Source organism: Pseudomonas sp. GW704-F2 (genome assembly GCF_059423025.1).
In genome coordinates, this window is the sequence record NZ_JBWKXO010000017.1 from 32,879 (window position 1) to 57,595 (window position 24,717).

Annotated in this window: 23 protein-coding genes and 1 tRNA gene; 18 read left to right on the top strand and 6 right to left on the bottom strand. The window is 61.1% G+C overall.

Annotated features, from left to right (window positions below; translation table 11 throughout):
* Positions 1 to 154: 154 nt before the first annotated feature.
* The 4 genes from AC07W0_RS15970 (at position 155) to AC07W0_RS15985 (ending at position 4,454) form a co-directional block, all read left to right on the top strand.
* Positions 155 to 1,777 (top strand): vWA domain-containing protein, encoded by a 1,623-nt coding sequence (locus AC07W0_RS15970; protein WP_102617788.1) that lies wholly within the window; start codon positions 155 to 157, stop codon positions 1,775 to 1,777.
* 38 nt (positions 1,778 to 1,815) lie between these two features.
* Entirely contained in the window at positions 1,816 to 2,388 is a 573-nt protein-coding gene (locus AC07W0_RS15975) for an RNA polymerase sigma factor (protein WP_017848620.1), read from the top strand.
* Positions 2,385 to 2,972, top strand: a complete 588-nt coding sequence (locus tag AC07W0_RS15980) for a protein kinase family protein (RefSeq protein WP_102617787.1) — start codon at positions 2,385 to 2,387, stop codon at positions 2,970 to 2,972. The genes AC07W0_RS15975 and AC07W0_RS15980 overlap by 4 nt, the downstream gene beginning before the upstream one ends.
* 417 nt (positions 2,973 to 3,389) lie before the next feature.
* On the top strand, positions 3,390 to 4,454 hold the full coding sequence (locus AC07W0_RS15985; RefSeq protein WP_226926362.1) for a 2,3-butanediol dehydrogenase: 1,065 nt from the start codon (positions 3,390 to 3,392) through the stop codon (positions 4,452 to 4,454).
* A gap of 415 nt (positions 4,455 to 4,869) precedes the next feature.
* On the opposite strand, the gene AC07W0_RS15990 is transcribed toward AC07W0_RS15985, so the two are convergent.
* From AC07W0_RS15990 to AC07W0_RS16000, 3 genes are all read right to left on the bottom strand, one after another.
* Complete coding sequence (locus AC07W0_RS15990) at positions 4,870 to 5,445, bottom strand: PIN domain-containing protein (RefSeq protein WP_046488818.1); 576 nt, start codon at positions 5,443 to 5,445, stop codon at positions 4,870 to 4,872.
* Positions 5,442 to 5,909, bottom strand: a complete 468-nt coding sequence (locus tag AC07W0_RS15995) for a helix-turn-helix domain-containing protein (RefSeq protein WP_046488815.1) — start codon at positions 5,907 to 5,909, stop codon at positions 5,442 to 5,444. The genes AC07W0_RS15990 and AC07W0_RS15995 overlap by 4 nt, the downstream gene beginning before the upstream one ends.
* Before the next feature lie 234 nt (positions 5,910 to 6,143).
* Positions 6,144 to 6,220: transfer RNA gene (locus AC07W0_RS16000), tRNA-Arg, on the bottom strand.
* A 370-nt stretch (positions 6,221 to 6,590) separates the two neighbouring features.
* Here AC07W0_RS16000 and gabD point away from each other — a divergent pair.
* From gabD to AC07W0_RS16015, 3 genes are all read left to right on the top strand, one after another.
* Entirely contained in the window at positions 6,591 to 8,033 is a 1,443-nt protein-coding gene (gene gabD, locus AC07W0_RS16005; RefSeq protein WP_017848616.1) for an NADP-dependent succinate-semialdehyde dehydrogenase, read from the top strand.
* A 181-nt stretch (positions 8,034 to 8,214) separates the two neighbouring features.
* Complete coding sequence (gene gabT / locus AC07W0_RS16010; protein ID WP_017848615.1) at positions 8,215 to 9,492, top strand: 4-aminobutyrate--2-oxoglutarate transaminase; 1,278 nt, start codon at positions 8,215 to 8,217, stop codon at positions 9,490 to 9,492.
* Positions 9,493 to 9,631: 139 nt separating this feature from the next.
* A complete protein-coding gene (locus AC07W0_RS16015) occupies positions 9,632 to 10,840 on the top strand; it encodes an HDOD domain-containing protein (RefSeq protein WP_102617786.1) in 1,209 nt (402 codons plus the stop codon).
* Between the two features lie 65 nt (positions 10,841 to 10,905).
* Here AC07W0_RS16015 and AC07W0_RS16020 read toward each other — a convergent pair whose 3' ends face one another.
* Together AC07W0_RS16020 and desA are read right to left on the bottom strand one after the other, a co-directional pair.
* Positions 10,906 to 11,907 (bottom strand): sensor domain-containing diguanylate cyclase, encoded by a 1,002-nt coding sequence (locus AC07W0_RS16020; RefSeq protein WP_102617785.1) that lies wholly within the window; start codon positions 11,905 to 11,907, stop codon positions 10,906 to 10,908.
* A 201-nt stretch (positions 11,908 to 12,108) separates the two neighbouring features.
* Positions 12,109 to 13,293 (bottom strand): delta-9 fatty acid desaturase DesA, encoded by a 1,185-nt coding sequence (desA, locus tag AC07W0_RS16025; protein WP_017848612.1) that lies wholly within the window; start codon positions 13,291 to 13,293, stop codon positions 12,109 to 12,111.
* Positions 13,294 to 13,459: 166 nt separating this feature from the next.
* On the opposite strand from desA, the gene dibA reads away from it, so the two are divergent.
* The 6 genes from dibA to AC07W0_RS16055 all read left to right on the top strand — a co-directional run bounded on the left by dibA (position 13,460) and on the right by AC07W0_RS16055 (position 19,840).
* Complete coding sequence (gene dibA / locus AC07W0_RS16030; protein ID WP_102617784.1) at positions 13,460 to 15,373, top strand: phosphodiesterase DibA; 1,914 nt, start codon at positions 13,460 to 13,462, stop codon at positions 15,371 to 15,373.
* A 238-nt stretch (positions 15,374 to 15,611) separates the two neighbouring features.
* Positions 15,612 to 15,794 carry a sulfur starvation response protein OscA gene (gene oscA / locus AC07W0_RS16035; RefSeq protein ID WP_010565387.1) on the top strand — a complete coding sequence of 61 codons (183 nt, stop codon included), beginning with the start codon at positions 15,612 to 15,614 and terminating at the stop codon, positions 15,792 to 15,794.
* A 178-nt stretch (positions 15,795 to 15,972) separates the two neighbouring features.
* On the top strand, positions 15,973 to 16,983 hold the full coding sequence (locus AC07W0_RS16040) for a sulfate ABC transporter substrate-binding protein (protein WP_017848610.1): 1,011 nt from the start codon (positions 15,973 to 15,975) through the stop codon (positions 16,981 to 16,983).
* A gap of 168 nt (positions 16,984 to 17,151) precedes the next feature.
* Positions 17,152 to 17,970, top strand: coding sequence for a sulfate ABC transporter permease subunit CysT (gene cysT, locus AC07W0_RS16045; protein ID WP_017848609.1), 819 nt, complete (start codon positions 17,152 to 17,154; stop codon positions 17,968 to 17,970).
* Between the two features lie 13 nt (positions 17,971 to 17,983).
* On the top strand, positions 17,984 to 18,856 hold the full coding sequence (gene cysW / locus AC07W0_RS16050; RefSeq protein ID WP_017848608.1) for a sulfate ABC transporter permease subunit CysW: 873 nt from the start codon (positions 17,984 to 17,986) through the stop codon (positions 18,854 to 18,856).
* Positions 18,857 to 18,859: 3 nt separating this feature from the next.
* Complete coding sequence (locus AC07W0_RS16055; protein ID WP_017848607.1) at positions 18,860 to 19,840, top strand: sulfate/molybdate ABC transporter ATP-binding protein; 981 nt, start codon at positions 18,860 to 18,862, stop codon at positions 19,838 to 19,840.
* Positions 19,841 to 19,949: 109 nt separating this feature from the next.
* Here AC07W0_RS16055 and AC07W0_RS16060 read toward each other — a convergent pair whose 3' ends face one another.
* Positions 19,950 to 20,477 carry an Mpo1 family 2-hydroxy fatty acid dioxygenase gene (locus tag AC07W0_RS16060; protein WP_102617782.1) on the bottom strand — a complete coding sequence of 176 codons (528 nt, stop codon included), beginning with the start codon at positions 20,475 to 20,477 and terminating at the stop codon, positions 19,950 to 19,952.
* 83 nt (positions 20,478 to 20,560) lie between these two features.
* On the opposite strand from AC07W0_RS16060, the gene AC07W0_RS16065 reads away from it, so the two are divergent.
* The 5 genes from AC07W0_RS16065 to AC07W0_RS16085 all read left to right on the top strand — a co-directional run bounded on the left by AC07W0_RS16065 (position 20,561) and on the right by AC07W0_RS16085 (position 24,346).
* Positions 20,561 to 21,256, top strand: a complete 696-nt coding sequence (locus tag AC07W0_RS16065; protein ID WP_102617781.1) for a Crp/Fnr family transcriptional regulator — start codon at positions 20,561 to 20,563, stop codon at positions 21,254 to 21,256.
* 29 nt (positions 21,257 to 21,285) lie between these two features.
* Complete coding sequence (locus tag AC07W0_RS16070; RefSeq protein WP_017848604.1) at positions 21,286 to 21,651, top strand: response regulator; 366 nt, start codon at positions 21,286 to 21,288, stop codon at positions 21,649 to 21,651.
* Positions 21,652 to 21,880: 229 nt separating this feature from the next.
* Positions 21,881 to 22,462, top strand: coding sequence for an alpha/beta hydrolase (locus tag AC07W0_RS16075; RefSeq protein WP_017848603.1), 582 nt, complete (start codon positions 21,881 to 21,883; stop codon positions 22,460 to 22,462).
* Between the two features lie 49 nt (positions 22,463 to 22,511).
* Positions 22,512 to 23,438: a sigma 54-interacting transcriptional regulator gene (locus tag AC07W0_RS16080; protein WP_102617780.1), complete on the top strand. Its 927-nt coding sequence runs from the start codon at positions 22,512 to 22,514 to the stop codon at positions 23,436 to 23,438.
* A gap of 125 nt (positions 23,439 to 23,563) precedes the next feature.
* The gene (locus AC07W0_RS16085) at positions 23,564 to 24,346 is read left to right on the top strand and encodes a MetQ/NlpA family ABC transporter substrate-binding protein (RefSeq protein ID WP_017848601.1); all 783 of its coding nucleotides are present in this window, start codon (positions 23,564 to 23,566) and stop codon (positions 24,344 to 24,346) included.
* Positions 24,347 to 24,717 lie beyond the last annotated feature (371 nt).

Genomic DNA, 24,717 nt, shown 5'->3' on the forward strand with positions numbered 1-24,717 from the left:
GTCAGTCGCCCGATGCAGTGGCTGACAGTTGGCAATCGGGGGCAAGCCCCCTCCCACACTGATCGAGGTGTTATCTAAACCAGGGTTTAACCCGAACACCCCACACCTTGCGTCTGACCTTGTGAACGGATCATTCATTCACGAGGTTCAGTCCATGTCCCGTCCTCTGCTTTTCCTGCGTCCTGCTGCCCAGGGCTTTGCGGTTACTTTGCTGGTGGCGCTGGCCGGTTGTGGGCTGTCTTCGCCGCCTGATTTAGCCAAACCGGCTGAGCCCGTCGCCGAGCTGCACAGCGCGCCGGTCCAGGGCGCGTTGGTCAAGCGCCAGGCGATGCCTGCACCGATGCGGATGCAGGAGTCGGCAACCCTGGATTACCAAAGCGAACCCCGCGAGCAGTACGCCAACCTGCCGGACAACCCGGTGCATCGGGTCGCCGAAACGCCGGTCTCGACCTTCAGCATCGACGTCGACACCGGCAGCTACGCCAACGTGAGACGTTTCCTCAACCAAGGCCGTCTACCGCCCGAGGGCGCTGTGCGACTGGAGGAAATGCTCAACTACTTCCCCTATCACTACGCCTTGCCCACCGACGGTTCGCCGTTTGGCGTGACCACCGAACTGGCGGCCACCCCGTGGAACCCGCGCACCCAACTGCTGCGCATCGGCATCAAGGCCTCCGACCGCGCCGTAGCGCAGCTGGCGCCGGCCAACCTGGTGTTTCTGGTCGATGTGTCCGGCTCCATGGACCGTCGCGAAGGCTTGCCGCTGGTGAAAAGCACCCTGAAATTGCTGGTGGATCAATTGCGCGAGCAAGACCGTGTGTCGCTGGTGGTCTACGCCGGCGAGTCGCGCGTGGTGCTCCCTCCGACCTCCGGGCGCGACAAAGTGAAGCTGCGCAACGCCATCGACCAGCTCAGCGCGGGCGGTGCCACCGCCGGTGCTTCAGGCATCGAACTGGCCTACCAGATGGCCCGCGAAGGCTTTATCGAGCAGGGCATCAACCGCATCCTGCTGGCCACCGATGGCGACTTCAATGTCGGCGTCAGCGATTTCGACAGCCTCAAGCAAATGGCCGCGGAACAACGCAAAAGCGGTGTGTCGCTGACCACCCTCGGCTTCGGTGTGGATAACTACAACGAACACCTGATGGAACAACTGGCCGACGCGGGCGACGGCAACTACGCCTACATCGACACCCTGCGCGAAGCGCGCAAGGTGCTGGTGGACCAACTCAGCTCGACCCTGGCGGTGGTGGCGCGGGATGTGAAGGTGCAGGTGGAATTCAACCCGGCCCAGGTCAGCGAATACCGCTTGTTGGGTTATGAAAACCGCGCGTTGAAGCGTGAGGACTTCAACAACGACAAGGTCGACGCGGGAGAGATCGGCGCCGGGCACACGCTGACCGCGCTGTACGAAATTGTACCGAAGGGCCAGCAGGGCTGGCTGGAGCCGCTGCGCTATGCCTCCGCGCCTGCGGTGTCGGGCGCTTCCGATGAGTTGGCCATGTTGCGCGTGCGCTACAAGCCCGCGGCCGGTGGCGCGAGCCGCTTGATCGAGCGGCCGGTGAGCAACGCCTCGGCCAAGGCCAGCGACGACCTGCGCTTCTGCGCCGCCGTGGCCGCCTTCGCCCAGCAACTCAAGGGCGATGGCCGCTACACTGGCAGCATGAGTTTGCAGGACACCGCCGCACTCGCCCGCTCTGCCCGGGGCGATGACCCGTTCGGCTTGCGCAATGAATTCGTGCAACTGGTGGAAGTGGCGCAAAGCCTCAAACCTTGATCGTGAACACAACGACCAGAAAGGAGTTCGCCACCGACATGCCCGCTCCAGATGATTCACCCAGCGACGAATCGCTGCTGGCCCGCTACCGAAGCGGTGACGGCGCCGCGTTCGAAGCCTTATACGCGCGGCACCGCCAAGGTCTCTACCGCTTCCTGGTGTCCCTGAGCAACAAGGCCGAACTGGCCGAGGAAATTTATCAGGAGACCTGGCTCAGCCTGATCCGCAGCGCCACCCAGCCACAAGGCCGGGCGAGTTTTCGTACCTGGCTGTTCCAGATCGCCCGCAACCGCCTGATCGACTATTGGCGCAAGCACGGCATCCACAACCCGTTGCACGACAGTTACGATGAACAACTGCACGCCCAGCCCGACACCAGCGCCGGCCCCGAGCAGCATCTGAGCCTGAGCCGCGACCAGGCGCGTCTCGACGCCGCGTTGCAAGACTTGCCCGAAGACCAGCGCGAAGTCTTCCTGCTGCGCCTGCATGGCGACCTCGACGTGCCGCAGATCGCCGCCCTCACCGGCGCCCCGCTGGAAACCGTGAAAAGCCGCCTGCGTTACGCCCAGCAGAAACTGCGCCGCCTGCTGGCCGAGGAGATACCCGCATGACCGACTCCCGATACACCCCCGACCCCGACGACCTGCTCATCCAGCACGTGCGTCAACACAGCCGCGGCGAGCCACCGGCGTCCCTCGATGCCTTCATTCTCGCCACCGCCCGCCGCGAAACCCCAGCGCCGCAACCCAGCCGCTGGCAACGCTGGCTGCACGCCTGCCAACGCCCACGCTGGCAGATGGCATTCGCCACCGTCGCAGGGTTAGCGCTGATGATCGGCGTGGTCATGCGCTCGCCCGTGCCTCAACCCGACATCTCCCCGGCGACGTTCTCCGCGCCCCACCCAGAAAGCGCCCGCCCGGCCCCCGCGCCGATGGCCCGGATGGCCGTCGCGCCCAGAGCCGAAAGCGCGCCGGTCCAAGCCGAAATTGCCGGGGCGTTGTTGGATCAATCGCCGGCCAGGCTCAGCAAGCGCGCACCGGTTGCACTGCCTTCATTGGAAGAGGGCTTGCAGGAAATCGTCAACCTGCGGGCGGCCGGGGACAGCCAAGCGGCGGATGAGAAGCTGCTGGCGTTGCACGCGCGCTTTCCCCAGGAGGACTTGCCGGCGCGCCTGGAGGTGTTGCGCAAGCGCTGAACGCGGGGCGGGCGGTGAGACGCAACGTCTCGCCGTCTCATTGCCACCAGGTGTGGTCTGGCATGGCGCGTCTCATTCCAACGCGATCGCGGCCGCCCCTGGGGTTCCAGCGGACCGCTCTAAGCAAGGCCTGTTCAGGTGCTTTTGCGGATCTGGCACCGGCCTTGCTCTGGCTCTGGTAACCAGCCCGACTGGTGACCCAATAATAAAAACAGGTGCCCGATGTCCTGCCCAACTCCCTTTCCCGGTTCTGCCCGTGGCGGCGTCATGAGTCGCATGCCGCAACAGCTCAATCGACTGGTTCTGGACCTTGTGCTACCGCGCTGACGCCCCTCCTGGCGGACTCTTGCGGGGCGCCAGGGCCAATCGTTCCAAGGAGATTTCGCTATGACCCTTTCGATCAATCCGCAACGCAGCATGCGCGCCGCTGTCTGGCACGGCCGTCACGATATCCGCGTCGAAGACGTCCCGCTGCCCATTTCGCCGCCGGCCGGTTGGGTGCAGATCCGCGTGCAGTGGTGCGGAATCTGCGGGTCCGATTTGCATGAGTACGTGGCCGGGCCGGTGTTCATACCGGTCGACGCCCCGCACCCGCTGACCGGGATAAAGGGGCAGTGCATTCTCGGGCATGAGTTTTGTGGCGAGATCGTCGAACTTGGCGCCGGCGTACAGGGCTTCAGCGTCGGCGAACCGGTGGCGGCCGATGCGTGCCAGCATTGCGGCACGTGCTACTACTGCACCCACGGGATGTACAACATCTGCGAGAACCTGGCCTTCACCGGGCTGATGAACAATGGTGCCTTCGCCGAACTGGTCAACGTGCCCGCCAACCTGCTGTACAAATTGCCGGCGAATTTTCCCGCTGAAGCCGGGGCACTGATCGAGCCGCTGGCGGTGGGCATGCACGCAGTGAAAAAAGCCGGAAGCCTGCTCGGGCAAAACGTAGTGGTGGTCGGTGCCGGCACCATCGGCCTGTGTACTATCATGTGCGCCAAGGCGGCCGGTGCGGCGCAGGTGATCGCGCTGGAAATGTCCGGCGCCCGCAAGACCAAGGCCCGGGAAGTGGGCGCGACCCATGTGCTCGATCCGAATGAATGCGATGCCCTGGCCGAAGTCCGCCGCCTCACGGGCGGGCTCGGCGCGGATGTCAGCTTCGAATGCATCGGCAACAAACACACGGCCAAGCTCGCAATCGACCTGATCCGCAAGGCCGGCAAGTGCGTCCTGGTGGGGATCTTCGAGGAGCCCAGCGAGTTCAACTTTTTCGAGTTGGTGGCGACGGAAAAACAGGTGATGGGCGCGCTGGCCTACAACGGCGAGTTCGCTGACGTGATCGCGTTTATCGCCGATGGACGGCTGGACATTACGCCGCTGGTGACGGGGCGTATCCAGTTGGAACAGATCGTGGGGCAGGGCTTTGAGGAGTTGGTTAAAAACAAGGAGCACAATGTGAAGATTATTGTGTCGCCTGCTCGGGTCTGAAGTGAGCGCCTGACGCGTCTGGCATTGCAGTACTGATCGAGGCATCGTTCCTGCCATTTCGTTGTAAATGGCGGGAGCGGTGGAGTCTTCGCGCTTTGAGCGATCAATGAGTGGATCGAAGGCGGTGCGTTCAGCCTCGACGCGAGAGACAAAAACATCCCGGTCGCTTTCGCTTATGCGTGCCCAGGGCTCGGGCATCGGATTTGGTTTTGACGGTTTTGCGCTGGGCTGGGTAGTTCTAGCGGCGGATTAGCGCTTCCCGGTGATACTGGCCGCGATTCTTGATTGTTGCCAGATTCAACCGCGCAATGCCTGTGGGAATGGTTCTGGGACCGTTCGATGTTGTCCGATCTCTCTTGCCAATTTGTTTTCTTTATAACGTGCAGCCATAGGGTCGGCGTGCTTGGGCACAGTCTCAAATCAGGAACTCAAAACCGGACAGCAATTTTACGGTTTCGGGTAGCTTCTGCTGTAGTAGCTTATCTAGATACTCGCGTGCGCTATGCGGTGGGTTTTTCAGGGATGCACGCTGCCTTTGCGCTGCTTCCAAAACAGCTGCTTGATCTAGATCCCATAGGTCGGCAATAAAGTCGTCAGGGTGTAATGGCTCTATATCGAACGCGTCGAGAGCGCTCTTTGGGAAATCCTTAAGGTTAAAAGTCACGATAACCGAGGCGTTACATTTGATAGCTGCTGCCAGCACATGGCGGTCGTCAGCGTCCGGTAGAGTCAGTCCCTCTATAAGAGGCTCGTATTCAGTGACAATACCATCCGGAACGGCTTTATCCATCAGCGAGGACGTTCGGTCCAATTGCTCACGTGTAAGCTCTGGACGGTTGATCAGTAGATTGCGCTTCCATTCTTCATGAATCAGAGCTGACCAGCGTGCGCGGTACACGCCGGTCAAGGCTAGATGCATCAAGTAGTCACGCAGTGGTGCAGGGTAGAGAACATTCGCGTCATAGAAGGCTGTGAAAGGTGAATGCCTCATTCATACCCCATCCCTAATTCCTGGGCTTGTGCAGCTAGCTCATCCATGGCATTACGGCTTGCCTGGTCGCGTTGCTCCTTGTAGGTCATTAGATCAGCGAACTTGATCCTACGATGTCTCCCGGTTTTGGTGTGGGGCAATGCGCCGTTATCCAGTAGTTTCACCAGGTGAGGCCGCGAAACATTGAGCATGTCTGCCCCTTCTTGGGTCGTTAATTCCGCATGAATCGGCACGACCTTGACGGCGTTACCCAGCGCGAGTTCGCTTAAAATTTCGCCGAGTAAACGGAGGGCGAAAGTAGGAAGTTCGACGACTTCGCGGTGTTGCGTTTCGTCAACCAACTCAATGCGTTGTGTCTCAAATTTTGTTGTGAGGAAGGCGGCCAACTGACGGCTTGACGCCACGGCCGCAGCGATTTCCTTCTCATCGGGAAGAATGGTGCGAGCGAGGTTGGCGGTGGTCATGATTAGCTCCAAAACTTTCTATTCAGCTGTTTTCATGGCTGCTGATCAGCAACCAGTCACAATCTATATTCGAAACAAACGAAAATCGCAACAAACGAAACGACTTGTCGACAAATGGGCATTCATCACGTGGCGGGGGAGATGACTGTAGACAAGCAGAAACAACAAAGCCCGCACAAGGCGGGCTTCTTGGGATGTTTCGTAGACTGTCTGAGACAGCCAGAAACGAGTATGTGGTGCACCCGGCGGGATTCGAACCCACGACCCCTGCCTTCGGAGGGCAGTACTCTATCCAGCTGAGCTACGGATGCTTGTGCGGGCGACATCATACCCATGTCGACCTTGGGCGTCCATGCTGGTTTTTGGCTGCTGGCGGGTAGGAATTGTCTGTGTCGGGGCTCTGCGCCGGGTGCGAGGGAGCGGTGGCGGGAAACGGGGCTGAAGGTCGCTGATCCGATAAATCCGGCAAATAAGCGGTTTTCGTTCTTTTTTTCGAACATCCTATTGCCCTGTACCCCCTTTGATCCTAGGATTCGTTTGAGATTTCAAACGCTCTGTCTCCCGTGCGCTCTCCACTTGCTTGCACGCAGGGGCTGATTTCCCTGACGGCAGCCCCCAAAGGCGCCTTTCAACAACTCTAATTCGCTCCGCGCGCGCGCGGTGCTGTTAAGGAAAGCCGACATGCAGCTTAAAGATGCCCAGTTGTTCCGCCAGCAAGCCTTTATCGATGGGGCTTGGGTCGATGCGGACAACGGTCAGACCATCAAGGTCAACAACCCCGCCACGGGCGAGATTCTCGGCACTGTGCCGAAGATGGGCGCCGCTGAAACCCGCCGCGCCATCGAAGCGGCGGACAAAGCGCTGCCGGCCTGGCGTGCGCTGACCGCCAAGGAGCGCGCCAACAAGCTGCGCCGCTGGTTCGAGCTGATCATCGAGAACCAGGAAGACCTGGCGCGCCTGATGACCCTGGAACAGGGCAAGCCGCTGGCCGAAGCCAAGGGCGAAATTGTCTACGCCGCCTCCTTTATCGAGTGGTTCGCCGAAGAAGCCAAGCGCATCTACGGTGATGTGATTCCTGGCCACCAGCCGGACAAGCGTCTGATCGTGATCAAGCAACCGATCGGCGTGACTGCTGCGATCACGCCGTGGAACTTCCCTGCCGCGATGATCACGCGTAAAGCCGGCCCGGCCCTGGCCGCCGGTTGCACCATGGTGCTCAAGCCTGCCTCGCAAACGCCGTTCTCGGCGTTCGCCCTGGCTGAACTGGCGCAGCGTGCCGGCATTCCGAAAGGCGTGTTCAGCGTGGTCTCCGGCAGCGCCGGCGATATCGGCAGCGAGCTGACCAGCAACCCGATCGTGCGTAAATTGTCCTTCACCGGCTCGACCGAAATCGGTCGCCAGTTGATGGCCGAATGCGCCAAGGACATCAAGAAAGTGTCCCTGGAGCTGGGCGGCAACGCGCCGTTCATCGTGTTTGACGACGCTGACCTGGATAAGGCCGTCGAAGGCGCGATCATCTCCAAGTACCGCAACAACGGCCAGACCTGCGTCTGCGCCAACCGTCTGTACGTTCAAGACGCGGTGTACGACGCGTTCGCGGAAAAACTCAAAGTGGCGGTGGCGAAGCTCAAGATCGGCAACGGTCTGGAAGACGGCACCACCACCGGCCCGCTGATCGACGGCAAAGCCGTGGCCAAGGTCCAGGAACACATTGCGGACGCGCTGGCCAAAGGCGCCACGCTGCTGGCGGGCGGCAAGGTCATGGAAGGTAACTTCTTCGAGCCGACCATCCTGACCAACGTGCCGAAAGATGCCGCTGTGGCGAAGGAAGAAACCTTCGGCCCACTGGCGCCGCTGTTCCGTTTCAAGGACGAAGCCGAAGTGATCGCGATGTCCAACGACACCGAGTTCGGCCTCGCGTCCTACTTCTATGCGCGTGACCTGAGCCGTGTGTTCCGTGTGGCCGAAGCCCTGGAATACGGCATGGTCGGCGTCAACACCGGGTTGATCTCCAACGAAGTGGCGCCGTTCGGCGGTATCAAGGCTTCGGGCCTGGGCCGTGAAGGTTCCAAGTACGGGATCGAGGATTACCTGGAAATCAAATACCTCTGCCTGGGCATCTAAGCCCGGCAAGGCATTGCTGCAAACGCAAAGGGCACGAGAGCGCTGACCCTTTGCGTGTTTTACACCGTTATTCGTAGTGGCCGGGAACGCTGTGTCAGTCGATCATCGCATGCTGCCGTAGTTGCCCCCCGCCACGTATTCCTTGAACAACGCCACCCGATGAGTGGCGAATGAGGACTTTATGAGCAAGACCAACGCTTCCCTGATGAAACGCCGCGAAGCCGCTGTACCACGCGGTGTTGGCCAGATTCACCCGATCTTCGCCGAGTCCGCGAAGAACGCCACCGTGACCGACGTTGAAGGTCGCGAGTTCATCGACTTCGCCGGCGGTATCGCCGTGCTGAACACCGGCCACGTACACCCGAAAATCATCGCGGCCGTGACCGAGCAACTGAACAAGCTGACCCACACCTGCTTCCAGGTACTGGCCTACGAGCCTTACGTGGAACTGTGCGAAAAAATCAACGCCAAGGTCCCAGGCGATTTCGCCAAGAAAACCCTGCTGGTCACCACCGGTTCCGAAGCGGTTGAGAACGCCGTGAAAATCGCCCGCGCTGCCACTGGCCGTGCCGGCATCATCGCGTTCACCGGCGCGTACCACGGTCGCACCATGATGACCCTGGGCCTCACCGGTAAAGTCGTGCCTTACTCGGCCGGCATGGGCCTGATGCCAGGCGGCATCTTCCGCGCGCTGTACCCGAACGAACTGCATGGCGTGAGCGTCGACGACTCCATTGCCAGCATCGAACGCATCTTCAAGAACGATGCCGAGCCGCGTGATATCGCTGCCATCATCATCGAGCCGGTGCAGGGCGAAGGCGGTTTCTACGTCGCGCCTAAACCTTTCATGAAGCGCCTGCGCGAACTGTGCGACAAGCACGGCATCCTGCTGATCGCCGACGAAGTGCAAACCGGTGCCGGCCGTACCGGTACGTTCTTCGCCATGGAACAGATGGGCGTGACTGCCGACCTGACCACCTTCGCCAAATCCATCGCCGGCGGTTTCCCGTTGGCCGGTGTGTGCGGCAAGGCCGAATACATGGATGCCATCGCGCCAGGCGGCCTCGGCGGCACCTACGCCGGTAGCCCGATCGCTTGCGCCGCGGCCCTGGCCGTGCTGGAAGTGTTCGAAGAAGAGCACCTGCTGGATCGCTGCAAAGCCGTCGGCGAGCGTCTGGTTTCCGGCCTCAAGGCCATCCAGGCCAAGTACCCGGTGATTGGCGATGTGCGTGCCCTGGGCGCGATGATCGCGATCGAGCTGTTCGAAGGTGGCGACACCCACAAGCCAAACGCTGCTGCCGTTGCCGCTGTAGTGGCCAAGGCGCGTGAGAAAGGCTTGATCCTGCTGTCCTGCGGCCCTTACGGCAACGTGTTGCGCATCCTGGTGCCGCTGACCGCGCCGGACGAGCAACTGGACAAAGGCTTGGCAATCATCGAAGAGTGCTTCTCCGAGCTGTAAGCCCGGGCTGAACCGATCGATAGAAAAAACCCGCTTCGGCGGGTTTTTTTTTACCTGATGCAGCACATTCAGTGGTTGTTCATTGTACGTAGGCCGCCGCATTGTCTAAGGTGCAGGCATTGCAGATGGAGCGTGCAGGATGAGTGCTGTGGATTTACCCGCTGTACCCCGGGTGTTGATTGCTGAGGCAGACCCTTGGTCGCGGGACCTGCTCAAGCAGGTGTTGTTGAATGTGCGTTGCGACGCACGGCTGGATATGTGTGGCGATGGCCGGCAAGCGGCTACGCTGCTGCGCGACAAAGCCTACGACCTGATCGTGGCGGATTGGGAACTGCCGGGCATCGATGGCCTGAGCCTGTTGCGCAATGTGCGTCAGCAGCGTCGCTCGCCCGCTTTGCCGTTCATCCTCTTGAGCAGTCGCAATGACAGCGCCAGTGTGCGTGAGGCCTTGCCCTTGGCGCCCACGGCGTATCTGACCAAACCGCTGAACATGGACGGCCTGACCCAGCGCCTGCAAGACCTGCTGCTCAACGAAGGCGAAAGCGTGTACTGCGAAGTGCCGCGACTGGCGCCGGGCATGACCTTGCCGGTGTTCCTCGAGCGCCGCCGCGACGCCTGCGATGGCGCGCCGCTGTGGGTCGATGTGAAGGCCGCCGTGCAAGACAGCCTCGGGCCGGAGGGCCTGGACCTCAAGTGCCTGGAAGACCGCGTGTGTATGGACCCGCAGATCACTGCCGTGCTGATCGCCGCCGCCAACAGCGCCGGCCATCACGGCACGCCGGTGCAGACCCTGTCGGCGGCGTTGCACAAGCTGCAGGCCGGGCAAAGCATGAACCTGATACTCGGCCTGGCGCTCAAGCACAACGTGGTATTGGGTGATCCGGGCCTGGTGGCGTATGCCGAGCGTCACTGGCAGTTGTCCCAGGACACCGCCGACTACGCCCGCCGCCTGGCGCGCATGCTGGAGCTGGACCACGAGCGCTGTTACAGCGCGGGCATCCTGCATCGGCTCGGCGACCTGGCGTTGTTGCGCTGCCTGGAAGACTGGCGCCAGGGTGGCGGGGCGCTGGATGACGAAGCGATTGGCGAGTCGCTGCACGCCTTGGGTGCCGCCTACGGTTCGGCGTTGCGCACGCGTTGGCGCTTGCCGCTGGAACTGCGCCAGTTGATCGCGGCGATCTACTCCCTGGAAGGCGGGGTGTATTCGCGGGAGGCGCTGGTGATGAACCTGGCGGCGCAGATGGCGCGGTTGACCGAGCATGAAGGGCTGGAAGCGCTGGTCAGGAGCAAGACCGCGCGCTTGCTGAAAGTGGGGCTGTCGGAGCTGATGAGGTTGCGCAAGGCCTAAAGGGCTATGAAATTCAGATGTGGGAGGAGGCAAGTCCCCTCCCACATGTGATCTGTGTTGATTCTCTAGCCAGCAACCACGCGGTTTTTGCCCAGGCGCTTGGCCTCGTACATGGCGCCATCCGCGCGGGCGAACAGGCTGTCCAGGGTCGAGTCTTGCTCGTTGAGGCTGGCCAGGCCCTGGCTGACCGTCACGGTGAACGCGTGGCCTTCATAGCTGAAGCTCAACGCCTGGATTTCCTTGCCAAGCCGCTCAGCGACCTGCTGCGCCATCTCCGGCGCGCAACCGGGCAGCACGGCGGCGAACTCTTCGCCGCCAATGCGCCCGAACAGGTCGCCACGGCGCAGTACGCCACGACCGCTCTCGGCAATGCGCCGCAACACCTGATCGCCCTCCAAGTGGCCGTAGGTGTCGTTGACGTCCTTGAAGTCATCGATGTCCAGCAGCAGGAATGCCAGCGGCGCAGCCTGGGCGCGGGCGCTGTCGAAGGCCTGGTTGGCGCATTCGAAAAAGTGTCGGCGGTTGCTGCTCTGGGTCAGCACGTCGGTGGTGGCCAGGCGGTGCAGCTCCAGCTCCAACTGTTTCTTGTCGGTGATGTCCTCGGCCATGCCGACCACGATCAATGGTTCGCCCGGTTCGGCCTGCTGGTTGATGTAGCACTTGTCGCTGAGCCAGCGAATCTGCCCGCCGGCCGCGATGATGCGGTACTCGCGGTCTTCCACGGCGCCTTGTTCGAGTACGCTGGCCAGGCTGTGTTCGGCGTAGTCGAGGTCTTCGGGGTGAATGCTGTTGCGCCATTCCCGGTGGTCGGCCAGCAGCATGCCGGCGGAACGGCCGAACACCCGCTCATACGCCGGGCTCACATACAGCACGCGCCGCGACGCCCAGTCGATGGCCCATAGCACCGCATTCACGCTGACCAGCAGGGAACTGAGTAATTGCTCACGCTCACTCAGCCGCTCGACCTCGCCCTGGGCGTGCATCAACGCCAGCAAGGTTGCTGCGGCTGCGGGGCGTGGGGGTTCAGCGGTGGGGGGAGCGGGCAGGTGCGTTTTTTCTTGGACCATCGGCACAACTCTCTCTGGGCGCGCCGCAGGGTTCAGCAGCGGTCACAACAAGGGGCCACCATGATGGCGAAGTGTTGTTTGAGAGGGGCGAATTGCGTCTAAGTTCCGTCATTGGGGGCGATTGTGACGGATTTATGGGTGTCTGGAGAATGGCGTCAAAAAAGCGATCAAAGGGGAAGGCAAGCCTTCCCCTCCGCGTGTTCACACCGTTGCAGGGCGCAACGAGTAGGTCTTCAATTGGTGGGCAAAATCGCGCAGGGACTGGATGCCGCTGGCCTCGGCCTCATGCACCCATTCCTTGATCGCGGCCAGCATATCGTGGCCGTTGGAGCTGGTCTTGAGCCAGATCTGCTGCAGGGCCAGACGCTTTTCGTAGATCACTTTCAGGGCCTGGCTGTGTTCCAGCATGCTCTGGATACGCAGGTGGTGGCGGTCATCCAGCAGGCTGGTTTCCCGCGACAGCAGGCGCTTGGCACGGTGGAACTGGTGGCGCACCGAGTGATCGACCTTCTCCAGTTCCTGCTTGACCAGCGGGCCGATCACCAGCTTGCGGTACTGGGCCATGATCTGGAAACGGTTGTTGAGGATCGCCATGGCGGTGTCCATGTCCAGGTGGCCCTTGCCTTCGACGCGGTGGGCGATCGGCGCGACGCGCTGCACCTTGGCCAGGCGCAGCAAGCTGAACAGCTTGATCCACGCCCAGCCGAGGTCGAATTCCCATTTCTTCACCGACAGCTTGGCAGAGTTGGGGTAGGTGTGGTGGTTGTTGTGCAGCTCTTCGCCGCCCACGATGATGCCCCACGGCACCAGGTTGGTCGCCGCGTCCCGGCATTCGAAGTTGCGATAGCCCACGGCGTGGCCGAGGCCGTTGATCACACCGGCGGCCCAGAATGGAATCCACATCATCTGGATCGCCCAGATGGTGATGCCGATGGTGCCGAACAGCAGAAGGTCGATCACACCCATGATTGCCACACCCAAAAGCGGGTAGGGCGTGTAGAGTTTGCGTTCGATCCAGTCGTCCGGGCAGTTCTTGCCGTAGATGCGCAGGGTCTCGGGGTTCTCCGCTTCGGCGCGATAGAGCTCGGCACCTTTGCGCAATACGGTAGACAGGCCTTTAATGACGGGACTGTGCGGGTCGTCGACGGTTTCGCATTTGGCGTGATGCTTACGGTGGATGGCGGTCCACTCGCGGGTGTTCTGCGCCGTGGTCAGCCACAGCCAGAAGCGGAAGAAGTGTTTCAGGCCGACATTGAGCTCCAGGGAGCGATGGGCTGAATAGCGGTGCAGATAGACGGTGACCCCAATAATGGTCACGTGGGTCATCAACAGGGTGACTGCCACCAGTTGCCAGGCTGACAGGTCAAGAAAACCGTTGTACCACATAGGCTGTATGGCCCTCAGATAAAGAAAAAAACAGCTCACGCATTATCACTAAGCTCACAGAGAAAACCAGCCGACCTTTCAGATAGGAGTGACGGGATGTTTCTTATTCTATAATCCGTAACCTTTGTAGGGCGAATCTAGCTTTTTAGTAAGGATTACTGGCCATATGTTGTTCTCATACCGAGGTGCCCGGCGCGCGGGGTTGGTATATCTGCTGGTTTCGCTGCTGTGGGTTGTGCTTACTCACCGGGTATTGATCAAGTTCCTCGATGACCCGGTTGAGTTAGATCAGTGGCTGCAGTTGCGCGGCTATGTGTGGGTGGCCCTCAGCGCCCTGGTGATTTACCTGATTTGCGCGCGCTTTGCGCGCGTCAACGAATTGCAGCAACCGCTCAAAGAGAGTCGTGAGCGCCTGCGCCAGGCCGCTGCCGTGTTCGATTGCACCCGTGAAGGGGTGCTGGTCACCGATGCCAAGGGGCAGATCGTCCATGTGAACCGGGCCTTTATGGCGATCACCGGCTATCGGCGCGAAGATGTCATGGGCGAGCAACCCAGCTTGTTCAAGTCAGGCCGCCATTCGTCGAGTTTTTACCAGCAGATGTTCCTGGCCCTGGAGCAAACCGGCGAGTGGAGCGGGGAAATCTGGAACCGGCGCAAAAGCGGCGAGATTTATCCACAGTGGCAAACCATCCGGGTGATTCACGACGACCTCGGCCATGTCAGCCATTACGTCGCGGTGTTTTCCGATATCAGCGCCATCAAGGATTCCGAGCACGAACTGGCGCACCTCGCGCACCACGACCCGCTGACCGACCTGCCCAACCGCCTGCTGTTCACCGACCGCGCCGAGCAGGCCCTGGCTTCGGCGCAAGTGCATAAACGCGGCTGTGCGTTGCTGCTGCTCGACCTGGACCACTTCAAGATCATCAACGACAGCCTGGGCCATAACGTCGGCGACCAGTTGCTCAAATTGGTCGGTGAACGCCTGAGAAGCCAATTCGGCACCGGCGTGACGCTGGCGCGGCTGGGCGGGGACGAATTCGCGGTGTTGGCGGAAAACTGTCCACAGGTGGTGCAGGCCGCCGCGCTCGCGCAACGCATGCTCGATGCGATGAAACTCCCGTTCAATTTCGACGGCCACCAATTGTTTATCAGTGCGAGCGTTGGCATCAGCCTGTTTCCCAGCGACGCGCTGAGTGCCCAGCAGTTGTTGCGTAACGCCGATTCCGCGTTGTTCAAGGCCAAGAGCGTCGGCCGTGAAGGCTACGCGTTGTACACCGAAGAGTTGACTGCCCACGCGCAGAACCGCGTGGAAATTGCCGGCGAACTGCGCCGCGCCCTCGACCAGCAGGAGCTGCGTGTCTACTACCAGCCGGTTCACGACCTGCACACCAGCCGCCTGATCGGCGTCGAAGCCCTGGTGCGCTGGCAACACCCGGAGCGTGGCCTGGTGCCGCCGGTCGAGTTCATCCCCATCGCCGAACGCACCGGGTTGATTGCCGATATCGACGCCTGGGTCATGCACGAGGCTTGCGCCCAGATGTGCCAGTGGCTGGAGGACGGCGTGCCGTTGAGGTTTATCGCGATCAACGTGTCCAGTCGCTTGTTTGCGCGACGCGAGTTGTATGAGCAAGTCGCCAAGGTGCTGCACGACACTGGCCTGGACCCGGCTTACCTGGAGCTGGAAGTCACCGAAAGCGCGGTGATGGAAGACCCCGAAGTGGCCCTGGAACAACTGCACCGCCTGCGCGAGCTGGGCCTGCGCCTGGCCATTGACGACTTTGGCACCGGCTATTCGTCGCTGCTGCGCCTCAAGCGCCTGCCGGTGCAGAAGCTCAAGATCGACCAGGGCTTTGTCGCCGGGGTGCCGTGGGATGAAGACGACGCCGCCATCGTGCGCGTGGTGATCGCCCTGGCGAAAAGCATGGGCATGCAGGTACACGCCGAGGGGATCGAACAGGTGGAGCAGGCGCGGTTCCTGCTGGAGCAAAACTGCGACATGGGCCAGGGCTATTGGTTTGGCCGCCCGATGCCGGCGTGTGAGATCGATTGGGACCGAGCCCCCGCCATCCCGAGTTGAAATGCAGTCAAGTGTGGGAGGGAGCAAGCCCCTCCCACAATTGGATATTCGCCAGGCTCGATTTTGGCACTTGGCCACAAAACGCCGTCGTAACCCCACGTCCGGCCAGAAAATTCTTTCTGGTTATATAAACATTCTTAAATAGTATTTTTAAGAATATCAGCGCTTATCTACTATCGCCCTCACGCCGCAAGCAGTGCCGCCACTGCGCGGCACTCTTCATTTCAGGAGCGAGACCATGAGCGCATCTCTACGTAGCGTCGACGGCCAGGACGAAGCAGCCATTTTGCGTGAGATCCAGAGCGCGTTGCGCGATCTGCGCTTTGGCGCGGTGGAAATCACTGTACACAACGCTCAAGTAGTACAGATCGAACGCAAAGAAAAATTCCGCCTGCAGAACCCGGGTAACAAACCGGCCTGAGCAAGAGCGGCGATAGAACCCATCACTATAAGAAATGCCCCTGTAGGCGCGAGCTTGCTCGCGAAAAGCTTGAAGGCAACGCGTTGCACCTGATGTGCAGCGTTATCGTTGACGTTTTTCGCGAGCAAGCTCGCTCCTACAGTCGTCAGCCAACACCCCGGAATTTCAGGAGCTTTCTATGTCGTCGATTCGCCGTTACGCCCTGGCTGCCTTGGCCAGCGCCGTGTTTGCCGGGTCTGCCGTTGCCAAGGACTACGAGTTGCTCAACGTCTCGTATGACCCGACCCGTGAGCTGTACCAGGACTACAACGCTGAGTTCACCAGCTACTGGAAACAGTCCCACCCCGGCGACAGCGTCAAGATCCAGCAATCCCACGGCGGCTCGGGCAAACAGGGCCGTGCGGTGATCGACGGCCTGCGTGCCGACGTCGTGACCCTGGCCCTGGCCGGTGATATCGACGAAATCGCCAAGTTGGGCAAGACCCTGCCGGAAAACTGGCAGACCCGCCTGCCGGATGCGAGCACCCCGTACACCTCGACCATCGTGTTCCTGGTGCGCAAGGGCAACCCCAAAGGCATCAAGGACTGGGGCGACCTGATCAAGAAAGACGTGGCGGTCATCACCCCGAACCCGAAAACCTCCGGCGGTGCGCGCTGGAACTTCCTCGCCGCCTGGGCCTATGGCCTGAAAGCCGGTGGCAGCGAAGCCAAGGCGCAGGAATACGTCAAAGAGCTGTTCAAGCACGTACCGGTCCTCGACACCGGGGCGCGCGGTTCGACCATCACCTTCGTCAACAACGGTCAGGGTGACGTGTTGCTGGCCTGGGAAAACGAGGCGTTCCTGGCATTGAAAGAAAACGGCGGCGCCGACAAGTTCGACATCGTCGTACCGTCCCTGTCGATCCTCGCCGAGCCGCCTGTGGCCGTGGTCGACAAGAACGCTGAGAAAAAGGGCAACACCGAGATCGCTACCGAGTACCTCAAGCACCTGTACAGCCCGGCTGGCCAGGAGATTGCGGCGAAGAACTTCTACCGCCCACGCGATGAGAAAATCGCCGCCAAATACGCCCAGCAGTTCCCGAAGCTGGATTTGGTGACTATCGACAAAGACTTCGGCGGCTGGAAAACTGCGCAGCCGAAATTCTTTAACGACGGTGGCGTGTTCGACCAGATCTACTCGGCGCAATAAAAACACCGCCCTCTGTAGGAGCGAGCTTGCTCGCGAAGAAGGTCCAGGCACCGCATGCACCCAGAATGTGCGCATTATCGTTGACGTTTTTCGCGGGCAAGCCCGCTCCTACAGAGCACGCATTCACCTGCGGGTTTTGTGTGTCAGACCTGCTAACCAAGGACTTTTATGTCGCGTCGTATTTCCCCCGTCATACCCGGCTTCGGGCTGACGCTGGGCTACACCGTGGTGTACCTCAGCCTGATCGTACTCATCCCCCTCGCGGCGATGTTTGTACACGCCGCTCAACTTACCTGGGATCAGTTCTGGAACATCATCACCGCACCGCGTGTGCTGGCGGCATTGAAGTTGAGCTTCAGCACCGCGCTGTACGCCGCGCTGATCAATGGCCTGATCGGCACGCTGCTGGCCTGGGTGCTGGTGCGCTACACCTTCCCCGGGCGCAAGATCATCGATGCGATGATCGACCTGCCGTTCGCCCTGCCCACCGCCGTCGCCGGTATCGCGCTGACTGCGCTGTACACACCGACCGGCCTGGTCGGCCAGTTCGCTGCCGACCTGGGCTTCAAGATCGCCTACAGCCCCTTGGGCATCACCCTGGCGCTGACCTTCGTCACGTTGCCGTTCGTGGTCCGCACGGTGCAGCCGGTCCTCGCCGATATCCCCCGGGAAATCGAAGAAGCCGCCGCCTGCCTGGGCGCCAAGCCGTTGCAGGTGTTTCGCTACATCCTCGTGCCCGCGTTGCTGCCTGCCTGGCTGACCGGCTTCGCCCTGGCGTTTGCCCGTGGCGTCGGTGAGTACGGTTCGGTGATCTTCATCGCCGGCAACATGCCGATGAAGACCGAGATCCTGCCGCTGCTGATCATGGTCAAGCTCGACCAGTACGACTACCACGGCGCCACCTCCATCGGTGTGCTGATGCTGGTGGTTTCCTTCGTGTTGCTGCTGCTGATCAATTTGCTGCAGCGGCGCATCGAACACCCATAAGGAGGCGCGGAACATGTCCCAATCGTCTATCTCCGCTGCGTCCTCGGCCAACGCTGCCCGGCGTGGCAGTGCGCTGTCGCGGCGCATCCTGATCAGCCTGGGCTGGCTGGTGTTCTTCCTGTTCCTGGTGCTGCCGCTGTTTATCGTGGTGTCCCAGGGCTTGAAGAATGGCCTCGGCGCGTTCTTCACCGCGATCCTCGAGCCCGATGCGCTGTCGGCGCTCAAGCTCACGGTGGTCGCCGTGCTGATCTCGGTGCCGCTCAACGTGGTGTTCGGCGTCAGCGCCGCATGGTGCGTGAGCAAGTACTCGTTCCGTGGCAAGAGCATCCTGGTGACGCTGATCGACCTGCCGTTCTCGGTGTCGCCGGTGATCGCGGGCCTGGTCTATGTGCTGATGTTCGGCGCCCAGGGCTTCTTTGGGCCGTGGCTGCAGGCGCATGACATCCAGATCGTGTTCGCCTTGCCGGGCATCGTGCTGGCGACCATCTTCGTCACCGTGCCGTTCGTGGCCCGGGAGCTGATCCCGCTGATGCAGGAACAAGGCACCCAGGAAGAAGAAGCCGCGCGGCTGCTTGGCGCCAATGGCTGGCAGATGTTCTGGCATGTCACCGTGCCGAATATCAAATGGGGCCTGATCTACGGCGTGGTGCTGTGTACCGCGCGGGCGATGGGGGAGTTCGGCGCGGTGTCGGTGGTGTCCGGCCACATTCGCGGCGTGACCAACACGTTGCCGCTGCACGTCGAGATTCTCTACAACGAATACAACCACGTCGCCGCGTTTGCGGTGGCGAGTCTGTTGCTGATCCTGGCGCTCTTCATCCTGCTGCTCAAGCAGTGGAGCGAGAACCGTATCAACCGCCTGCGCGCAGCTGCGGCTGAGGAATAATCCATGTCCATCGAAGTCCGTAATGTCAGCAAGAACTTCAACGCCTTCAAGGCCCTGAACAGCATCAACCTGGACATCCAGAGTGGCGAGCTGGTGGCGTTGCTGGGGCCCTCCGGCTGCGGCAAGACCACCTTGCTGCGCATCATCGCCGGTCTCGAAACCCCGGATACCGGCAGCATCGTGTTCCACGGTGAAGACGTCTCCGGCCACGACGTGCGTGATCGCAACGTCGGGTTTGTGTTCCAGCACTACGCGCTGTTCCGCCACATGACCGTGTTCGATAACGTCGCCTTCGGCTTGCGCATGAAGCCGAAAAACCAGCGCCCGAACGAAAGCCAGATCGCAGTCAAAGTCCACGAACTGTTGAACATGGTGCAACTGGACTGGCTGTCCGACCGCTACCCGGAACAACTCTCCGGTGGCCAACGTCAGCGCATCGCCCTGGCCCGCGCCCTGGCGGTGGAGCCCAAAGTGCTGCTGCTCGACGAACCCTTCGGCGCCCTCGACGCCAAGGTGCGCAAAGAGCTGCGCCGCTGGCTGGCGCGCCTGCACGAAGATATCAACCTGACCTCGGTGTTCGTGACCCACGACCAGGAAGAGGCGATGGAAGTCGCCGACCGTATCGTGGTGATGAACAAGGGCGTGATCGAGCAGATCGGCTCACCGGGCGACGTCTACGAGAACCCGGCCAGCGATTTCGTCTACCACTTCCTCGGCGACTCCAACCGCCTGCACCTGGGGGGCGACCAACACGTGCTGTTCCGCCCCCACGAAGTGTCGCTGTCGCGCCATGAACTGGAAGACCACCATGCCGCCGAAGTGCGCGATATCCGGCCGCTGGGGGCGACCACGCGGGTGACCTTGAAAGTCGAAGGCCAGAGCGAACTGATCGAAGCCGAAGTGGTGAAAGACCACGACAGCCTGATCGGCCTGGCACGAGGCGAGACCTTGTTCTTCAAACCCAAGGTCTGGCAAAAAGCCTAAGTACACTACAACACCCAATGTGGGAGGGGGCTTGCCCCCGATAGCAGTGGATCAGTCACTGAAGATATTGACTGACCCACCGCTATCGGGGGCAAGCCCCCTCCCACATTCAGACTTCTCTCGGCTTCAGATCTCGGCGAGCGACTGGCCCGGAGCGGCGTTCAATCTGCTCTTTGAGCTCGTGCCGCAACCCCAGCAAAAACGCCAACTCCGCCACCACAAACAACGGCCCGACGATCAGCCCCGACACATCATCCACAAACGCCGGCTTCTTGCCTTCGTAGTAATGCCCGACAAACTGAATCACCCAACCCACCACGAACATACCGATGCCGCTGCTCAGCCAGACCGGCGTGCTTTGCGCCGCCAGTACATGCCCGGCCCACACCGACAAGCCCATCAACACGCTCATCAGCACGCCCAGCGCGAGTTCCAGGCGCAGGTAGAACCACGCCGCAAGCAGCGCGACGATCAGTGCCGGCGACAGCCAGAGCCCGGCCAGCGGCCACTCCGGGCGTGAAAGCAACGCGGCGACGGCGACCACGATCAGCGGGATGCCGATAAAGTGGCTGGCGATATTGCGCGGGTCGCGGTGGTAGGCGGCGTATTGACTGAGGTGGTCGACGAGGCTTTTCATTGTTATTCCTCCTGTAGGATGTTTGATCATGCCCTGTCAGCCTTCGCCTAACTGTCAACTGGGCGACAATCTTCGGAGTTCTCATGAACGCAGAGCAATGGCGACCCCGGCTGGCTGCCGGGCACTGGTTCAGCCACTTGCCCGGCGCTTTTCAGCATAGTCTGCTGGTCCATGCGCGGCTGCGGCTGCTGACGGCGGGGCAATACCTGTTCAAGCGCGGTGACCCGCCCTGCGGCTTGTATGCGGTGCTCGACGGCAGTTTGCGGATTAGCGCGGTGAATGAGCAGGGCAAGGAAGCGCTGCTTAGCCTGGTGGAGTCGCCCTACTGGTTCGGTGAAATCTGCCTGTTCGACGGCCTGCCGCGCACCCACGACGCCTGTGCGGTCGGGCCGTGCAGGCTGTTGCAGGTGCCCCAGCAGGCATTGCTCGACATTCTCGATGAAACCCCGCAGTACTGGCGCGACTTGGCCTTGCTGATGAGCCAAAAGTTGCGCCTGAGTTTCATCGGCCTCGAACAGCTCAGCCTGATGCCCGCCTCGGTGCGGCTGGCTCATCGTTTGTTGATGATCATTGAAGGGTACGGCGACATCGAGCCCTCAAAACGCCGCCTGCAGTTACCCCAGGAAGACCTGGCGGCGATGTTGAGCCTGTCGCGCCAGACCACCAACGCCTTGCTCAAGGACCTGCAAGCCCAGGGCATCGTGCGCCTGGGCTATGGCGAGATCGAAATCCTCGATGCACAGCGCCTGCGTGAGGCGGCGCACACCTCAGGGTGTTAGCCTGCAGGTCTGATCAATCGAGGTGTGTTATGCGCGTGCTGTTAGTGGAACATGAATCCGAAGAAGCACAGCGGATGGCCCAGGGTTTGAACGAGGCCGGTTATTCCGTGGAAGTCGCGGCCAACGGCATGGCCGCCCAGCGGCTTGTCGAGGGCAACGAGTACGACCTGGTGATTCTGGACGTGATGCTGCCCGGGCAGAACGCCTGGAAGTTGCAGCAGGCGATTCGGCACAAAGGCGAGACGCCGGTATTGTTTCTGACCAGCCCGGGTGGGATCGAAGACCGTCTGCGCGACTTGGAATTGCATGAAGATGATTATTTACTCAAGCCGTTTGAAGACAAGGCGCTGGTCATGCGCGTGAAAAAACTACTGCGTCGCGATCGCGGGCGCTGATAGATGTGTGGCCTGGGCTCTCGCGATCGCGGGCAAGCCCGGCTGTTAAATGTGGGAGGGGGCTTGCCCCCGATGACAGTGGATCAATTGATGAATGCGCTAGCTGATACACCGCCCCTCCCATAGTTTGATTTTTTAGTTATTAATAAATAGCTTCTTATTCCTTAACGAATATAAACCCCGTCCCTATACTGTCCAGCAACGTTAAACGCTGCAGGAGGGCACACCCATGCACAGCGAATCGATTCGTTACCTGATCGTGCCGGGCTGGCAAGGATCGCCAGAAGATCATTGGCAAACGCATTGGCAGAACAGCCTGCCCAACAGCGCCCGGGTGGAGCAGGCCGATTGGCTGACGCCGCGTCGCGAAGACTGGGTGGCCGCGCTGGCCGAGGCGATCGCCGCCGACAGCACGCCAGTGATTCTGATCGCCCATAGCCTGGGCTGCATCACCGTGGCCCACTGGGCTGCCACTGCCCCGCTGCAATTTTTGCGGCAGGTGCGCGGGGCGTTGCTGGTGGCGCCGGCGGATGTCGAACGCCCGGCCTGTGCCCCCGCGCTGCGTAACTTCGCGCCGATTCCACGCGACCTGCTGCCGTTTCCCAGCCAGGTGGTCAGCTCCGACAACGACAGTGCCGTCAGCGCCCCCAGGGCCATGGAGCTGGCGCGCGACTGGGGCGCTGAAGCCGGCATTTTGTCCGGTGCCGGGCATATCAATGTGAAGTCAGGCCACCAGCGCTGGGAGCAGGGTTTCGCGTATCTCTATCGCCTGCAAAGCCGCCTGGAGCATCACGCCCGGCGCACGGCCTGAACCTTTTTCAACGCCCCGTCCCTGAGCGGATTGGGGGCGGGAGCCTGCCATGAGTCTGCATGAAACCTTCGGTCAGCCGCTGCTGACCTTCCCCGACGCCGAAAAAAGCCCGCTGAGCATCCGCGCCAAGGCACTGGTGTTCGTCGACCCGCGTTCGCGGCAACTGCGCGAAGCGCTGGAACACCTCGCGCCCCGCGCCTTGCCGGTGTTGATCCGTGGCGAGACCGGCAGCGGCAAGGAGTTGCTGGCGCGGCATATCCATCGGGGCAGCGACCGCGCCGGGCTGTTTGTCTCGGTCAATTGCGGCGCGATCAGCCCGACCTACGCCGATGCCGAGCTGTTCGGCTACGCGGCCGGCGCCCACAGTGGCGCGGCGAGCAGCCGGGCCGGCTGGTTCGGCTCGGCCAACGGCGGCACCTTGTACCTGGATGAGATCGGCGACTTGCCGTTGCCGATCCAGGTCAAATTGCTCGCCGCCCTGGAAAACCACGAAGTCACCCGCGTCGGCGCGCAGCAACCAAGCCCGGTGGACGTGCGCCTAGTGGCGGCGACCAGCATCGACCTGGCCCAGGCCGTGGCCGCAGGCAAGTTCAATGAGCGCCTGTTCCACTACCTCAGCGAAGGCCGGTTGGACCTGCCGGCCTTGCGCGAGCGGGTCGGCGACATCCTGCCCCTGGCCGAATACTTCCTCGGCATCTACAGCCAGCGCCTGGACCTGCCGGTGCCGCTGATCAGCGACGCGGCCCAGCGCGTGCTGGAACACCACAGCTGGCCGGGCAATACCCGCGAACTGGAGAACGTCATCCACTTTGCCTTGCTGGTCAGCAGCGGCGACGACATCTTGCCGGAGCATTTGAACCTGCCGACCGCCGGTTCGCCGCTGGAGCAGGTGCAGCGGATATTCGAAAGCGCCAGTGCGGCCGAACGGGAAACCTTGCGCAAATTCCTACATGAACAAAATGGAATATCAACCTGAATAAAAGGTATTGTTCGGGAATAAAAAATCTAGGTATTGTCACTCTCACGCCGCGATAGCACTTCGCTGGCACTCCACACCAATACGGTCGTCAGAGACGCCCCGGAATGTCGATAAGGACACTCATGAAAAAGGTTCTGTTGTTTACCGCACTGGCGGCTGCCCTGACTGCGGGCTTCGCCCAGGCCAACGAAAAGCTGATAGTGGCCGCTACCCCGGTCCCGCACGCCGAGATCCTCGAGCTGGTCAAGCCGACCCTCGCCAAAGAAGGCGTGGATCTGGAAATCAAAGTCTTCACCGACTACGTACAGCCCAACGTGCAGGTGGCCGAGAAGCGTCTGGACGCCAACTACTTCCAGACCCTGCCGTACCTGGAAAACTTCAACAAAGGTAAAGGCACCAACCTGGTCACCGTAGTGGGCGTACACGTTGAACCCTTCGGCGGTTACTCGAAGAAAATCAAAAACATTTCTGAGCTCAAAGATGGCGCCACCGTGGCCATTCCGAACGAAGGCTCCAACAGCGGCCGTGCCCTGTTGCTGCTGCAGAAGGCCGGTGTGATCACCCTGAAAGACCCGACCAATGCGCTGGCGACGCCAAAAGACATTGCCAGCAACCCGAAAAACCTGAAGTTCAAAGAGCTGGAATCAGCCCTGTTGCCACGTGTGCTGGACCAGGTTGACCTGGACATGATCAACACCAACTACGCCCTGGAAGCTGGCCTCAACCCGGCCAGGGACGCGTTGATCATCGAAGACGCCAAATCGCCGTATGTGAACTTCCTGGTGGCGCGCCCGGACAACAAGGACAGCGCTGCTATCCAGAAACTGGCCAAGGCCCTGACCAGCCCGGAAGTCAAAGCGTTCATCGAGAAGAAGTACAACGGCGCAGTCGTGCCGGCGTTCTGATCGAGCGGTAAAACCTTTCAAGGTTTAAACGCCGACGGCTTGCATAGCGTCGGCGTTTTTTTATGGTTGGAATTTGGAATGCGCTCAAAATTGTGGGAGGGGGCTTGCCCCCGATAGCAGTGGTTCAGTCAATGCATCGGTGACTGTCATACCGCTATCGGGGGCAAGCCCCCTCCCACATTTGATTTTTATCTCACAGTGGATTTTCAGCGTTTCACCGCACTCGGGCGTTGATCGCCCTGCGCAATGCCACCAACCATTTCACCAGCTCCTGCGGATCAATCGGTTTCGCTTCGTTCATTGTTCATTCCCTCGAATCACAGACCCCACAACCATAGCCGTCATTGGCCAACCCCGCGAATCTGGCAGCT

Bases quoted from the DNA above. Each gene is read 5' to 3' on its own strand.
- AC07W0_RS15970 (WP_102617788.1), top strand. From the start codon at position 155: ATGTCCCGTCCTCTGCTTTTCCTGCGTCCTGCTGCCCAGGGCTTTGCG.
- AC07W0_RS15975 (WP_017848620.1), top strand. From the start codon at position 1,816: ATGCCCGCTCCAGATGATTCACCCAGCGACGAATCGCTGCTGGCCCGC.
- AC07W0_RS15980 (WP_102617787.1), top strand. From the start codon at position 2,385: ATGACCGACTCCCGATACACCCCCGACCCCGACGACCTGCTCATCCAG.
- AC07W0_RS15985 (WP_226926362.1), top strand. From the start codon at position 3,390: ATGCGCGCCGCTGTCTGGCACGGCCGTCACGATATCCGCGTCGAAGAC.
- AC07W0_RS15990 (WP_046488818.1), bottom strand. From the start codon at position 5,445: ATGAGGCATTCACCTTTCACAGCCTTCTATGACGCGAATGTTCTCTAC.
- AC07W0_RS15995 (WP_046488815.1), bottom strand. From the start codon at position 5,909: ATGACCACCGCCAACCTCGCTCGCACCATTCTTCCCGATGAGAAGGAA.
- gabD (WP_017848616.1), top strand. From the start codon at position 6,591: ATGCAGCTTAAAGATGCCCAGTTGTTCCGCCAGCAAGCCTTTATCGAT.
- gabT (WP_017848615.1), top strand. From the start codon at position 8,215: ATGAGCAAGACCAACGCTTCCCTGATGAAACGCCGCGAAGCCGCTGTA.
- AC07W0_RS16015 (WP_102617786.1), top strand. From the start codon at position 9,632: ATGAGTGCTGTGGATTTACCCGCTGTACCCCGGGTGTTGATTGCTGAG.
- AC07W0_RS16020 (WP_102617785.1), bottom strand. From the start codon at position 11,907: ATGGTCCAAGAAAAAACGCACCTGCCCGCTCCCCCCACCGCTGAACCC.
- desA (WP_017848612.1), bottom strand. From the start codon at position 13,293: ATGTGGTACAACGGTTTTCTTGACCTGTCAGCCTGGCAACTGGTGGCA.
- dibA (WP_102617784.1), top strand. From the start codon at position 13,460: ATGTTGTTCTCATACCGAGGTGCCCGGCGCGCGGGGTTGGTATATCTG.
- oscA (WP_010565387.1), top strand. From the start codon at position 15,612: ATGAGCGCATCTCTACGTAGCGTCGACGGCCAGGACGAAGCAGCCATT.
- AC07W0_RS16040 (WP_017848610.1), top strand. From the start codon at position 15,973: ATGTCGTCGATTCGCCGTTACGCCCTGGCTGCCTTGGCCAGCGCCGTG.
- cysT (WP_017848609.1), top strand. From the start codon at position 17,152: ATGTCGCGTCGTATTTCCCCCGTCATACCCGGCTTCGGGCTGACGCTG.
- cysW (WP_017848608.1), top strand. From the start codon at position 17,984: ATGTCCCAATCGTCTATCTCCGCTGCGTCCTCGGCCAACGCTGCCCGG.
- AC07W0_RS16055 (WP_017848607.1), top strand. From the start codon at position 18,860: ATGTCCATCGAAGTCCGTAATGTCAGCAAGAACTTCAACGCCTTCAAG.
- AC07W0_RS16060 (WP_102617782.1), bottom strand. From the start codon at position 20,477: ATGAAAAGCCTCGTCGACCACCTCAGTCAATACGCCGCCTACCACCGC.
- AC07W0_RS16065 (WP_102617781.1), top strand. From the start codon at position 20,561: ATGAACGCAGAGCAATGGCGACCCCGGCTGGCTGCCGGGCACTGGTTC.
- AC07W0_RS16070 (WP_017848604.1), top strand. From the start codon at position 21,286: ATGCGCGTGCTGTTAGTGGAACATGAATCCGAAGAAGCACAGCGGATG.
- AC07W0_RS16075 (WP_017848603.1), top strand. From the start codon at position 21,881: ATGCACAGCGAATCGATTCGTTACCTGATCGTGCCGGGCTGGCAAGGA.
- AC07W0_RS16080 (WP_102617780.1), top strand. From the start codon at position 22,512: ATGAGTCTGCATGAAACCTTCGGTCAGCCGCTGCTGACCTTCCCCGAC.
- AC07W0_RS16085 (WP_017848601.1), top strand. From the start codon at position 23,564: ATGAAAAAGGTTCTGTTGTTTACCGCACTGGCGGCTGCCCTGACTGCG.